Origin of the sequence: Streptomyces mesophilus, assembly GCF_040300965.1 — a bacterium.
Classification (GTDB): Bacteria; Actinomycetota; Actinomycetes; order Streptomycetales; family Streptomycetaceae; genus Streptomyces; species Streptomyces mesophilus_A.
In genome coordinates, this window is sequence record NZ_JBEPEW010000011.1 from 14,008 (window position 1) to 27,599 (window position 13,592).

General features: G+C 69.8%; 11 protein-coding genes. 7 read left to right on the forward strand and 4 right to left on the reverse strand.

Features of this window, described 5'->3' with window-relative positions; genetic code table 11:
* Positions 1 to 132: 132 nt before the first annotated feature.
* The 6 genes from ABT367_RS06515 (at position 133) to ABT367_RS06540 (ending at position 7,745) form a co-directional block, all read left to right on the forward strand.
* Complete coding sequence (locus tag ABT367_RS06515; RefSeq protein WP_352250207.1) at positions 133 to 1,770, forward strand: ABC transporter substrate-binding protein; 1,638 nt, start codon at positions 133 to 135, stop codon at positions 1,768 to 1,770.
* Between the two features lie 47 nt (positions 1,771 to 1,817).
* Positions 1,818 to 2,777 (forward strand): ABC transporter permease, encoded by a 960-nt coding sequence (locus tag ABT367_RS06520; protein WP_352250209.1) that lies wholly within the window; start codon positions 1,818 to 1,820, stop codon positions 2,775 to 2,777.
* Positions 2,777 to 4,879 (forward strand): dipeptide/oligopeptide/nickel ABC transporter permease/ATP-binding protein, encoded by a 2,103-nt coding sequence (locus ABT367_RS06525; protein WP_352250211.1) that lies wholly within the window; start codon positions 2,777 to 2,779, stop codon positions 4,877 to 4,879. The genes ABT367_RS06520 and ABT367_RS06525 overlap by 1 nt, the downstream gene beginning before the upstream one ends.
* Complete coding sequence (locus ABT367_RS06530) at positions 4,876 to 5,964, forward strand: ABC transporter ATP-binding protein (RefSeq protein WP_352250213.1); 1,089 nt, start codon at positions 4,876 to 4,878, stop codon at positions 5,962 to 5,964. The genes ABT367_RS06525 and ABT367_RS06530 overlap by 4 nt, the downstream gene beginning before the upstream one ends.
* Complete coding sequence (locus ABT367_RS06535; RefSeq protein WP_352250215.1) at positions 5,961 to 6,887, forward strand: dihydrodipicolinate synthase family protein; 927 nt, start codon at positions 5,961 to 5,963, stop codon at positions 6,885 to 6,887. Before ABT367_RS06530 ends, ABT367_RS06535 begins: the two co-directional genes overlap by 4 nt.
* A 231-nt stretch (positions 6,888 to 7,118) precedes the next feature.
* The gene (locus tag ABT367_RS06540) at positions 7,119 to 7,745 is read left to right on the forward strand and encodes a hypothetical protein (RefSeq protein WP_352250217.1); all 627 of its coding nucleotides are present in this window, start codon (positions 7,119 to 7,121) and stop codon (positions 7,743 to 7,745) included.
* Positions 7,746 to 7,780: 35 nt separating this feature from the next.
* Here ABT367_RS06540 and ABT367_RS06545 read toward each other — a convergent pair whose 3' ends face one another.
* From ABT367_RS06545 to ABT367_RS06560, 4 genes are all read right to left on the reverse strand, one after another.
* Positions 7,781 to 8,992, reverse strand: a complete 1,212-nt coding sequence (locus ABT367_RS06545; RefSeq protein ID WP_352250219.1) for a sialidase family protein — start codon at positions 8,990 to 8,992, stop codon at positions 7,781 to 7,783.
* 132 nt (positions 8,993 to 9,124) lie between these two features.
* Positions 9,125 to 9,793, reverse strand: a complete 669-nt coding sequence (locus ABT367_RS06550; RefSeq protein WP_352250221.1) for a response regulator transcription factor — start codon at positions 9,791 to 9,793, stop codon at positions 9,125 to 9,127.
* Positions 9,790 to 11,022, reverse strand: coding sequence for a sensor histidine kinase (locus ABT367_RS06555; protein WP_434975412.1), 1,233 nt, complete (start codon positions 11,020 to 11,022; stop codon positions 9,790 to 9,792). Before ABT367_RS06555 ends, ABT367_RS06550 begins: the two co-directional genes overlap by 4 nt.
* A 74-nt stretch (positions 11,023 to 11,096) precedes the next feature.
* Positions 11,097 to 13,181, reverse strand: a complete 2,085-nt coding sequence (locus ABT367_RS06560) for an MMPL family transporter (protein ID WP_352250225.1) — start codon at positions 13,179 to 13,181, stop codon at positions 11,097 to 11,099.
* Positions 13,182 to 13,408: 227 nt separating this feature from the next.
* Here ABT367_RS06560 and ABT367_RS06565 point away from each other — a divergent pair, with 227 nt between their 5' ends.
* Positions 13,409 to 13,585: a hypothetical protein gene (locus tag ABT367_RS06565; protein WP_352250227.1), complete on the forward strand. Its 177-nt coding sequence runs from the start codon at positions 13,409 to 13,411 to the stop codon at positions 13,583 to 13,585.
* Positions 13,586 to 13,592: the final 7 nt, after the last annotated feature.

The following is a 13,592-nucleotide window of genomic DNA, read 5'->3' on the forward strand; positions in this document are numbered from 1 at the left end:
GATCTGTGCGCGAGCACTTGACCGCCCCGTACGGCGCTCCTATGGTCACGCCAGTCCGATGACGTAGGACGTCCGATCTCCCCTCTCCCTCAATCGAGTTCGACTCGATTTCCCGACCCCGCCGGAGGAACCGTGAGCGACGTGACCCAGGGATCGGCCTTGCAGCGCCGCTCCTTCCTGAAGTACACCGGCGCCCTTGGCCTGGCCGCCTCGATCACCACGACCCTCTCCGCCTGTTCAGGCGGCCCGAAGTCCACCAACGAGACGGGCGGCGGCGGCAAGGGCGGCGACACCACGCTGACCGCGGTCATCGGCTATGGCAACGACGGCAGTTGGGACCCCACGCAGACCGCGTCCGCGTTCGCGATGGCGGGCAACCACCACGTGTACGAGGGGCTGCTCGACACCGACCCGATCACCCGCGAGCCGTATGCGGCGCTCGCCACCGAGGTGCCGGCCGATCTGAACGCCACCACCTGGAAGTTCACGCTGCGCGAGGGCGCCAAGTGGCATGACGGCAAACCGGTCACCGCGGACGACGTGGTCTTCGTCTTCGACCGCATCCTCGACCCGGACACCGCGACCCTGGCCAAGGGCTTCTTCGCGAGCTGGCTCAAGGAGGTCAAGAAGGTCGACGACAAGAGCGTCGAGCTGCACCTCAAGTTCCCGTTCCCTGACGGCGCCGCGCGGCTCACGCTCGCGAAGATCATGCCGAAGCACGTGTTCGGGGAGGCGGGCGCGTGGGACGAGGCGATGAAGGGCACCAAGGTCGTCGGCTCGGGTCCGTACAGGATGACCTCGCACCAGCCGAAGACGAACACCACCTTCGAGGCCTTCGCCGACTACAACGGCCCCCGCAAGGCCGCCTTCAAGAAGATGAACTGGCTGACCATCGTGGACGCCGCCGCCCGCGTCGCCAAGATCTCGGGCGCGAGCGCCGGTGCGCAGATCGCCGACAACATCCCGTACGCCAACATCGACCAGCTCGGCAAGGGCGGGCTCACCGTCGAGGGCGGGGCCGGGATGAACAACCTGTTCCTGATGTTCAACACCAAGCACAAGCCCTTCGACGACGTACGGGTGCGTCAGGCGCTGCACTACGCGATCGACAAGGAGAAGATGGTCGAGGTCGCGCTGCGCGGACACGGCAAGCCGGCCACGTCCTTCCTCAACGAGGACAACCCCTCGCACCGCCCGGCCAAGACGGTCTACACGTACGACCCCGAGAAGGCCAAGAAGCTCCTGAAGGAAGCGGGCGTATCGGGTCTGAAGATCGACCTGATGGCCGTCAACGTCAGCTGGCTCGTGGACTGTCTGCCCACCATCAAGGAGGGCTGGGACGCGATCGGCGTCGAGACCACCCTCGAACCGCAGGAGACCACCGCGGTCTTCACCAAGCTGGACCAGAAGCGGGACTTCCAGGTGGTCGCGGCCGCGTCCAACCCCAACCAGTTCGGCCTCGACGCCGACCTGATCATGCATTACAACTACGGGCCGCAGAACCTGTGGTCGACCACGTACTCGAAGTGGGCGTCCAGCTCCGAGGCCAAGAACCTCTTCAAGCTGATGGACCGGGCCACCGAGGAAGCGGACCCCGAGAAGAAGAAGCAGATGACGCAGGACTACATCGACATCGTCGCCGAGAACGCGGTCCTGTACCCGGTCGTGCACACCGAGCTGATGACGGCCTGGGATCCGAAGAAGCTGACGGGCGTCCTCGCGCAGCCGTATCCGGGGATCAATCTGCTCAAGGCCAAGTGGGCCAACTGACCGGCCTCTGAAGGCAACTCTTCGGAAAGCAACTTGAGGAGCAATACGTGGCCGCGATCGCCAGGATTCTGGCCCGCCGCATCGCCCTGCTCGTGCCTCTGCTGCTCGGCGTGATCCTGTTCGTCTTCCTGGTGATGCAGTTCTCGGACGCCGATCCGGCCTCCGCGTTCTTCCAGGGCGCGAACCCCACGCAGGAGCAACTGGAGGAGTTCCGCGAGGAGAACGGGCTGCTCGATCCGCTGCCGGTGCGCTACATGGCGTTCGTCGGGGATCTGGTGCAGGGCGACATGGGCACCAGCGCCCTGCGGCAGACACCGGTGCTCGACGAGATCGGCACCGCACTGCCGCTGACCCTGCAGCTGACCTTCATGGGTCTGGCGATCGCGATCGTCGTGGGCCTGATCCTGGGCGTCACCGCCGCGATCTACCGCGACCGCATGCCCGACCAGGCGATCCGCGTGATCTCCCTGGTCGGGGTCGCGGCCCCCGGGTTCTGGCTGGCGCTCTTGATGATCCAGTACCTGGCCAACGGGTTCGGCTGGTTCCCGTCCGGCGGCTATGTGAATCCGGCGGACTCCTTCAGCGGCTGGCTCAAGACGATGGTCCTGCCCGCCTTTTCCCTCTCCCTGCCGATCGCCGCGCAGCTCACCCGCATCGTCCGTACGGCCGTGGTCGAGGAGCTCGACAAGGACTACGTGCGTACGGCGATCGGCAGCGGACTGCCACCGGTCGTCGTGGTCGGGCGCAATGTGCTGCGCAACGCGCTGATCAATCCGCTGACCGTGCTCGGTCTGCGCGTCGGGTATCTGCTCGGCGGCGCGGTGGTCACCGAGCAGATCTTCCAGCTGCCCGGCATGGGCACCTTGATGATCGACGCGGTCAAGAACGGTGATCCGGCCGTCGTGCAGGGAGCCGTCCTCACCGCCGCGATCGGATTCCTGGTGATCAACCTCGTGATCGACATCCTATATCTCCTGGTGAACCCCCGCCTGAGGAGCGCCGCCTGATGCCGACCACTCAGCAAGCGCCGCACGGCGAGAACAGCCCGCACGGCGAGAACAGCCCCCACGGGGAGAAGAGCCCGCTCGGCGACAAGAGCCCACTCGGTCTGACCCGGCGCAAGAGCCTGGCAACTGCCCTGTCCCGTCCGGGAATTCGGCTGCGCGGCCTCAAGCGCATGCCTCTCAGGTCCCGGATCGCGATCGGCATCCTGGCCGCCGTCGTCCTGATGGCGGTGTTCGCGCCGCTGCTCGCCCCGCACGACCCGCTCGACCAGGCACCGCGGATCGGCGGCGACGGCGCGCCCTCCGGTGAGCACTGGCTCGGCCAGGACCACCTCGGCCGCGACATCCTCAGCCGGCTGATGTACGGCGCGCGGATGTCGCTGCTCATCGGCCTCGGAGCCACCCTGCTCGGTCTGATCGCGGGCGCGGTGATCGGGGCGATAGCGGCGACCTCCCGCAAGGCGGTCGACGAGTTCCTGATGCGCTGCCTCGACGTGGTCATGGCCTTCCCGGGCATCGCGCTCGCGGCGGTGCTGATCGCGGTGTTCGAGGGCGGTGTGCCGGTCCTCATCTGCACGATCGCCTTCCTCTACACCCCGCCGATCGCCCGGGTCGTACGGGCCAATGTGATGGACCAGTACGGCGAGGACTACGTCACCGCCGAACGCGTCATCGGCGCCCGCACCTGGCATATCGTCGCCAAGCACGTGGCCATCAACTGTGCCGCGCCGATCCTGGTGTTCTGCACGGTGCAGGTCGCGGACGCGATGGTCTTCGAGGCTTCCCTGTCCTTCATCGGGGCGGGTGTCCGGCCCCCGGACCCCTCCTGGGGCAATGTCATCGCGGACGGCAAGGCCCTAATCCTGATCGACGGCTGGTGGGCGACCTGGTTCCCCGGCCTCCTCATGGTGATCACCGTCCTGGCCCTGAACATCCTGTCCGAGGGCGTCTCCGACGCCTGGGCGGCTCCGGTGGCCCGTGACGTACCGGCGAAGAAGGCGCTCGCCGAGGACAGGCTGGAGGCCCCGGAGGCCGGCACCGGCGAGGTGCTCGAACTGCCCGGTCTGACGGAGGCCGCGGCCCGGCTGCGCGAACGCGCCCGTCCGCTGCCGACAGGCGAACCCGTCCTTTCCGTACGGGACTTGGCGATCGGCTTCGAGCAGCGGCACAGCGGTATCGACATCGTCGACGGCATCAGTTTCGAGGTGCGCCCCGGTGAAGTCCTCGGCCTCGTGGGCGAGTCGGGCTGCGGCAAGTCGCTGACCGCGCTGACCGTGATGGGCCTCGAGCCCAAGGGTGCGCGGATCCGCGGCTCGGTGATGTTCGACGGGCAGGAGCTGATCGGTCTGCCGATGCGCTCGCGCCGGCGGCTGCTCGGGCACGACATGGCGATGATCTACCAGGACGCGCTGTCCTCCCTGAACCCCGCCATGACGATCCGCGCCCAGCTCAAGCAGGTCGTACGGCGAGGAGGAGCCCGTACGTCCGAGGAGCTCCTGAAGCTGGTGGGCCTCGACCCGGAGCGCACTCTGCGCAGCTACCCGCACGAGCTCTCCGGCGGCCAGCGCCAGCGCGTCCTGATCGCGATGGCCCTGTCCCGCAACCCGAAGCTGATCGTCGCCGACGAGCCGACCACCGCGCTCGACGTCACCGTGCAGGCGCAGGTCATCCAGCTGCTGCTCCGGCTGCGCGAGGAGCTGGGCTTCGCCCTCATCCTCGTCTCGCACGACCTGGCGCTGGTCGCGGATGTCACGGACCGGGTGGTGGTGATGTACGGCGGGCAGATCGTCGAGTCCGGAGTCACCGCCGATCTCGTCGAGCTGCCCTCGCACCACTACACCCGCGGCCTGCTCGGCTCGGTGCTCTCACTCGAAGCCTCGGCCGAGAGGCTCACGCAGATCAAGGGCGTCGTGCCCTCGCCCGCCGACTTCCCGGCCGGCTGCCGCTTCGCGGACCGCTGCCCGCTCGCGAGCGAGATCTGCCGTACGACCGCACCCGGACTCACCGGTGCGAGCCGGGCGCACGAGGCCGCCTGCCACCATCCGGCGGTGCCGCTCACGGTGCCCGCGCCCCGCAGCAGCGAAGGAAGCGAGGCACTCAAGTGACCAGCTCCACCGATCAGTTGAGCCCGCCGGCGACATCGCTGATCTCCCTGACCGACGCCCACGTCGTGCACAAGGCGCGCTCCGGCGGTCTCTTCTCGCGCGATCGCGTGTACGCCCTGACCGGCGCCGACCTCGCCATCGCCCCCGGTGAGACGGTGGGCATCGTGGGCGAGTCGGGCTGCGGCAAGTCCACCCTGGCGAAGGTGCTCGTCGGCGTACAGCAGCCGACCTCGGGCACGGTCGCCTTCCGGGACAAGGACCTGTGGACGATGAAGCCGGCCGAACGCAGGGCCGCGATCGGCACGCATACGGCGATGATCTTCCAGGATCCGTCCACGGCCCTGAACCGCCGTCTCACCATCCGCCAGATCCTGCGCGACCCGCTGGACGTCCACCGTCGTGGCACGCCCGCCCAACGGGAGGAGCGGGTACGGGAGTTGATGGCCCTGGTCGGCCTGCCCAAGGTGCTCGCCGACGGGCTGCCCGGACAGCTCTCCGGCGGCCAGCGCCAGCGCGTGGCCATCGCACGGGCCCTGGCGCTCGAACCGGACCTGGTGGTCGCCGACGAACCGACCAGCGCGCTCGACGTATCGGTCCGCGCGCAGATCCTCAACCTCCTCCTCGATCTCAAGGAACGCCTGGGCCTGGCCTTGGTCTTCGTCTCGCACGACATCCAGACCGTGCGCAGGATGAGCGACCGCGTGATCACCATGTATCTCGGCCGGATCGTGGAGGAGTCCCCGGCCGACGAGGTGCTCGACGCCGCCCGCCATCCGTACACCCGCGCCCTGTTCTCGGCGACGCCCGGTCTGCTCGCGCCGATCGATCCGATCCCGCTGGTGGGCCCGGTGCCCTCGGCCACGCGTCCACCGTCCGGCTGCCCGTTCCGTACGCGCTGCTGGAAGGCCGACGACCAGTGCGCCGAGACCATGCCGGAGGTCACCGAGTCCGCGACCGCCGGGCACCGCTTCCGCTGTCACCACCCCGTGGACGGCTCCCAGTCGACCCACGACCTCGTACACCAGGCCGCCGCCACGGCCGCACTCGACCCGGCCGCCGCCACGGCCGTGAAGGAGACTCGATGACCCTCCCCGCCCCGCTGACCGGTGTCGTACCGCCCGTCTGCACTCCCCTGACACCGGACAACGAGGTGGACACGGCCTCGCTCACCCGACTCGTGGACCATCTGGTGTCGGCCGGCGTCGACGCCCTGTTCGTGCTCGGCTCGTCCTCCGAAGCCGCGTATCTCCCCGACCGCCACCGCCGTCTCGTCGTCGACACGGTCGTCCGCCATGTCGCCGGCCAACTGCCCGTCCTCGCGGGCGCGATCGACATGACGACCCTGCGCGTCCACGACCATGTGGACGCGGTCACGGCGGCGGGCGCGGACGCGGTCGTGGTGACCGCGCCCTTCTACACCCGTACGCATCCGGTCGAGATCTCCCGCCACTTCCGGGCGGTCGCGGCCCACTCCCCCGTGCCGGTCTTCGCCTACGACCAGCCGGTGTCCGTCCCCCTGAAGCTCGGCACGGACCTGGTGGCGGAGCTGGCCTCGGACGGGGTGATCGCGGGCCTGAAGGATTCCAGCGGAGACGAGGGCGCGTTCCGCGCCTCCCTGATCGCCACGCGCGGGATCCCCGGCTTCAGCGTCCTGACCGGCTCGGAACTGACCGTCGACTCCGCCCTCGCGATGGGCGCGCACGGCGTGGTCCCGGGCCTGGGCAATGTGGACCCCGAGGGTTACGTACGCCTGTACCGGTACGCGAAGGAGGGCGACTTGGACCGCGCACGCACCGAACAGGAGCGCCTGTGCGCCCTGTTCGGCATGGTCGGCGTCGGCGACGCCGCCCGGATGGGCGGCTCCTCCTCGGCGCTCGGCGCCTTCAAGGCGGCGCTGCAGCTGCGCGGCGTCATCGACTGCGCGGCGACAGCGGTCCCGCAGGTACCGCTGTCGCCTTCGGAGGTGGAGCGGGTGGGGAAGTACCTGGCGACGGCCGGGCTGCTCTGAAACGTGCATCGCGCACCGCGCACCGCGCACCGCGCACCGCGCACCGCGCGCATGATCCTCAGGGAGCACGTGCCCTGCCCGCACGATCATCCTGAGGGCTTACGGAAGCGGTGGCGTTCTCGTCCACCGTACTGATCCGGGTTCAGTACGGTGGGCGACGTCCCCGGCGTGGACGGCTGTGACAGTTGATACCGCTCAAGCGAGCAGCAACTGACGGCCCCAGGAGCACGCATGACTGTCACCGCCGACCATGCCACCGCACCCACCGCGCCCACCGCACCGGCCCCGACCGGGCGACTGCGCGCAGCCTGGAAGCGCGCGCACACCCCGGTGCCCGGTGTCCCCCGCTGGGCGCGGATCGCGGCCTACGCCATCCCCTTCACCGTGCTTCCTTCCGGGGTTTGGCGGATCATGACCGTCATCTTCCACATCGGCGACGAGGCCACGCACGGCGTGGGGCAGCTCCCGTCGTGGTTGCCGGGGCCGGTGTACATCGTCGCCTTGTCGATCTTCTCCGAGCTGCTCGCCTTCACCGCGATCGGCCTTGTCGCCGCGTGGGGCGAGGTCCTGCCGCGCTGGATCCCGCTGCTCGGCGGGCGCCGGGTGCCGCCCCTCGCCGCCGTCGTGCCCGCCGCGCTCGGCGCCGTGATCCTGACCGTCATGTGGACCGCCGCCTTCGCCACCGAGCTGGCCGGGATCACCCTCCAAGGGGAGCAGCTTCCCGGCGACTACCCCACGAAGGCGCTGCACGGCTGGGAACTCGCCTTCTTCCACCTCACCTACGTCCCGCTCCTGCTGTGGGGACCGCTGCTTGCGGCCGTCTGCTTCGCGTACTACCGCAGGCGCAACGCCCGGTAGGGGCCCGGCGGCCGGGCCCCTACCCACAGGCCGCGCTACGGAGCGATCACGTCCGCCGGGATCCGCCGGAACGTGATCGTCTCGTACGTTCCGGCCACCCCGGTCTCGTACAGGAGCCCCACCGTACGGCGGTCGACCTGCACCAGGTCGGAGTAGGCCGCCTTGTCCTGGGAGAGGGTGAGGACCTTGGTGAACGTGGCGCCCCGGTCCTCACTCGCCCAGACGGCCATCGACTGCCGCGCGGTCGGTACGGACGGCCCCGAGAACACCAACGGGGCCTCCCTGCCCGCCAGTTGCAGCACACTGGCCTGCACCACCGGTACGTCGTTCAGTGTGGGCTGGACGGCGTACGGCCGGGTCAGCGTCTTCCCGCCGTCGCGCGAGTAGCTGTCGAGACGGTTGCCGGGGCTCGTGCCGTTCTGGTCGCGGGAGCTGAAGTAGAGGGTTCCGTCGGGGAGTTCGGCGGCGATCGACTCGTTGGAGTTGATCACGCCGTCGTACGAGTCGTCGACGAAGCCGATCCGCCAGGTGCGCCCGCCGTCGTCGCTGTACAGCGAGTGCGCGCCGTAGTACTTGGCCTCCGCTCCCGTGTCCGCGGATCCGGCGGGCGGCGCGACGGAGTGGTTGGCCGGGACGACGAGCCGTCCCGCGTGCCGGCCGTGGGTGAGGGCGACGGCATGTCCCGGACCAGTGGCGTACCAGCGCCAGTCGGCGTGCTTGGTCGTGGCGGTGATGTCGCGGGGTGCGCTGAAGCTGCGGCCGTCGTCGCGGCTGGTCTGCACGAAGACCCGGCGGCTCTGTTCGGCCGTCGCCTCGCCGCGCATGATCTGGGCTTCGGTGACATCACCGCTGTTGTACGAGGTGAGCAGCACGATCCTGCCGGTGCGCGGGTCGATCACGGGCGCCGGGTTGCCCCGGGTGTCGCCGCCGCCGGCCGCGACGATGCTCAAGTCGCCCCAGGTGCAGCCGCCGTCGCGGGACCGCTTGACGACGACGTCGATGTTGCCGGTGTCGCCGGCCCCGCCGAGGCGCCCCTCGGCGAAGGCGAGCAGGGTGCCCGCGCGGGTCTCGACCACGGCGGGGATGCGGTACGTGTCGTAGCCGCCCTCACCCGAGGTGTACGGGACGGAGCTGCTACAAGGGGCCGCGGCCGACGCGGGCGCACCCGGCAGCAGCAGTGCGGCGAGGGCGGCGGCGACGAGGCCGCCCGCCGCCAGGGATCTCTTGCGCTTCCACGGTGAGAGCATCGTTCTCCTTCGCACAAGACGTATGCACATCGGACGTAAGCACATCGGACGTAGGACGTAGGACGTCTTGCGTGAACGTAGTGGGCCGCAAGGGGTACGGCAATACTTCTGTACGCCCCGGGACGGAAGCGCTCAGGAGCCGGAGTCGCCGGGGGCCACCAGGCCCGACTCGTAGGCGCAGATGACCAGTTGGGCCCGGTCGCGGACACCGAGCTTGCCCATGATGCGGCTGACATGGGTCTTCGCCGTGAGCGGGCTGAGGCCGAGCGACTCGGCGATCTCGGTGTTGTTGAGGCCGCGGGCGACCAGCGTGAGCACCTCGCGTTCGCGTCCCGAGAGGCCTTCGGGGCCGCCCGCCTGCGGGGCCTCGGGGGCACGCAGGACACGGGCGATCAGACGGGAGGTCGGACCCGGCGACAGAAGCGATTCGCCGGCCGCCACCGTCCGTATGGCATCGAGGAGTTCGGCGGGCTTGGTGTCCTTGACCAGGAAGCCGGACGCACCCGCGCGCAGCGCCTCGAGCACGTGCTCGTCCGTGTCGTACGTGGTGAGGACCAGGACCTTGACGCCCGCGAGGTCCTCGTCGGCGGCGATCAGGCGGGTCGCCTCGATGCCGTCGAGTTCGGGCATCCGGATGTCCATGACGACCAGGTCGGCGCGTTCGCTGCGGGCGAGTTCGACGGCCTCGCGTCCGGTGCCCGCCTGGCCGACGACCTCCATGTCCATGGCCGATTCGACCAGCATCGCGAACGCCGCGCGCACCAGGCGCTGATCGTCCGCGAGCAGCACTCGGATGGTCATCCCTCGCTCCTCTCCCCCGCGGCGGCGAGCCCCAGCGGCAGCACCGCCGTCACCGCGAAACCGCCCGTATCGCGCGGCGCCGCGTCCAAGGTGCCGCCCACGCTGCGGACCCGTTCCCGCATCCCGACGAGACCGTATCCCGGGGTGCCGGTGCGGGCGGGCGCGGCCCCTTCGGGACCGTCGTCCTCGACGCTCAGGCGCAGACCCCAGCCGCCTTCGGGCACCACGCGCACCGCGACCTTCACGCCCGGCCCCGCATGCCGTACGGCATTGGTGAGCGCCTCCTGTACGAGGCGGTACACGGCCGCGCCCACCGCGGCCGGGGCGTCCGTGACCTGGACGTCGAGGGTCACGTGCGCGCCCGCCGTACGGGCCGAGTCCGCCAGATCGGGCAGGCCGTCAAGGCCGGGCAACGGTCCGCGCCCGTCCGGGAGTTCGGCCTCCCGCAGCACTTCGAGCGTGGAGCGCAGTTCGCCGCGCGCCGTACGGCAGGTCTCGGAGATCTCGTCGAGCGCCTTCGATATCGCCGCGCGGTCGAGGCGGTCCGGGTCGACGGTGAGGACGTGGGAGGCGACCGAGGTCTGCACGCCGATCAAAGTGATGGAGTGCGCGAGGAGATCGTGCAGATCGCGGGCGATCCGCAGCCGTTCCTCGGCGACCCGGCGCGCGGCCTCCTCCTCGCGGGTGCGTTCGGCGCGTTCGGCGCGCTCCACGATGGCGCCGATGTAGTTGCGGTGCACGCGGACCGCCTCTCCCGTGAGTGCGCAGGCCATGATCCAGCCGGAGATCCGCAGCAGCTCCACGCCCTGGTGCGGGTTGATACTGAGGAGCATGATCACGCTGAGCCCGAGCAGCGTGGGCAGCACGGTCAGGGTCCGCCGCCTGGGACCGGCCACCGCGAGCGAGTAGATGGCGACCATCGTCACCGGGATCAGCGCCGAGTGGGCGTTGTTCAGGCGGTGGTAGGTGCCCTCGAGGAAGATCAGCGCGACGAGCACGCCCATCGGGAAGTACCGCCGCCAGGCCAACGTCAGCGCCGACAGGGCGAACAGTGTCCAGCCGACCAGGTCCGGCGTATGGGCGTTGTCGCCCTGCCCGACGAACGCCAGCGGGATCGACGCCAGGCCGACCCCGGCCGCGAGCAGCCAGTCGCGCGGCGTGGGCCGCCTCTCGTCGCCGCCGGAAGGCGGCTTGACCGATGGCAGCTTGATCCTCAACACATCCCCCATCCTTGCCGATCGGGCCGCGGACCGGACCCCCTGGGCCACTGCCAGGAGGTCCGGTCCGCGGCCCCGCGGACCCCTCACACGGTCGCCGCGGGCTGCTCGGTCCGCTCGGGCACCACGGTCCGCGCCGGCTGCTTCGACAGCGGGCCCGGCCACCAGACCTTGCTGCCGAGCACCATGCTCGCCGAGGTCACCAGATAGGTACGGACGAGGAAGGTGTCGAGCAGCACGCCGACCGAGACCACGAAGCCCATCTCTACGAGCTGGACGAGCGGCATGTTCATCAGGACCCCGAAGGTCGCCGCGAGCACCAGGCCCGCCGACGCGATCACCCCTCCGGTCGTCCGCAGGGCGGTGAGCGCGGCGGTCGGGGTGTCCTGGCCGCCGAGCACCTCCTCGCGCATCCGGTGCAGCAGGAAGATGCCGTAGTCGACGCCGAGTGCGACCAGGAACACGAAGGAGATCAGCGGAAGCCCGGAGTCGGAGCCCTCGAAGCCGAAGACCGACTCGAAGACCAGACCGCCGATGCCGAGCGAAGCACCCCACACCGCGACCACGGCCGCGGTCAGGAGCAGCGGGGCGACCAGGGAGCGCAGGAGCACGATCAGGATGAGCAGGACGGAGAGCAGCACGATCGGTACGACGACCATCGTGTCGCGCGAGCTGGTGTCCTGGAGGTCGAGCTGCTGGGCGCTGGGCCCGCCGACCAGACTGGTGTCGAGCTTGTCCCTGAGCTTCTCGATGGTCGCGGTCTCGGCCGCGGACTGCGGCGGGGCGTCGGCGATCACGGAGATCTCGGTCCAGGTGTCGCCGCTGCGCCCCTGTTCGGCAGCGGACACACCGTCGGTGTCCCTTGCGGCGCCGAGGACTCGGTCGGCCTCACCGTTCGGCGCGAGGATGGTGATCGGCTGACTCGAGCGCTCCGGGTACGCGTCGGAGAGCGTCGTCATGGCCCGTACGGCCTCGGGGGTCTTGGTGAAGGAGTCCTCCTGCTTCACGTTCCCCGAGAGGTTGAACGCGCCGAGCGACAGTGCACCGAGGACCACCGCAGAGCCGATCAGCACGGCGAGCGGGCGGCGCTGCACCGAGGCGCCCATGGCTCCGAAGACGCTACGGCGCTGCTTGGGCTCGGAGCCGAAGGCGGGGATCAGCGGCCAGAACACCCGGCGGCCGAGCAGGACGAGCAGCGCGGGAAGGAGCGTGGTCATCGCGACCAGAGCGCACAGCACACCGACGGCGGCCGTCGGGCCCATGCCGCTGCTGGAGTTGAGATCGGCGGCGAGCAGGCACAGCATGCCCGCGGCGACCGTGCCGGAGGAGGCCAGGATCGCGGGGCCGCAGCCGCGCAGGGCGGTGGCCATCGCGTCCAACGGGCGGACCTGACGCCGTAGTTCCTCGCGGTAGCGGGCGATCAGGAGCAGCGCGTAGTCCGTCCCCGCGCCGAAGACGAGCACCGTCATGATGCCGGTGGACTGTCCACTGACCGTGATGTCGAAGGCCTGGTGAAGGCCGTACGTCACGGCGAGGGACAGCATGTCGGCGATGCCGGCGACGATCAGCGGGACCAGCCACAGGAGCGGGCTGCGGTAGATGATGATGAGCAGGATCGCGACGACGGCGACGGTGGTGTAGAGCAGCGGTCCGTCGAGCGCGTTGTAGACCTCGGAGGCGTCGGTCGCGAGCGCTCCGGGCCCGCCGACGTCGACGCTCAACCCGCCGCCGCCTTCGGCGACTTCCCGTACTTCGTTGACGAACGCGTCCCGCAGCTTCTCGTCCGAACCGGGCTCATTGCTCGCCACCGGATAGAACAGGGTGTCCCCGCCCTTCGCCGGTACGGCCTCGGGGGTGCCCACAAGCTTGTGCTGCCCGGCGATCTCGTCGATCTGCCCCTGCGCGGTGGCCTTGTCCTGCGCGGTGAGCCCGCCGTCACGGTGATAGACGAGCACCAGCTCGGTGGACTCGCCCCCAGGCAGCTGCTCCTGGATCTTGGCCACCCGGGTGGAGTCGGCACTGGCCGGCAGATAGTCGACGGCCCTGTCCTGCTGCACATCCCCGGTCTTGCCCGCGAACGGCATGGCAAGCGCCAGAATCGCCACCCACAGCCCGAGCATCACCCACGGAATCGCCCGCCTGCGGGTCCTGCCCTGCGTCTTCGCCGTCATGGCGAATCCCTCCCTCGTCCCGTTGTCCGGTGGTCACCAGACTCCCGGCGGGCAGGGCGGCTTTCGTCGGACGTGCGGGCGAGTTGGGGGGTACTCCCGGGGGTGGCTCGGGGGCGGGGTTACTCCCTGGGGAGTACGGGTACGGCGCAGGTCTGTGCCACCCACCTGCGCCTGGCGCGCCGAAACGACCATCTGGTCCAGGTGAACCGGCAGCTCAGCGAGCTTTAGTGGAGACGGTCGTCGCCCACTGGCAGGAAGACGGTTTCGACACCGTCGAGTTGCGTGACCACGTGTCGACAGCCGGCAATTTCCCGTATATCGAGTTGGACGACTACCTGCGGGCCTCATTCGAGTCGCTGAAGCTCGAGCAGGCACGGTTGCTCGCGCTGATGCATCACCGCTGAGGGGTGA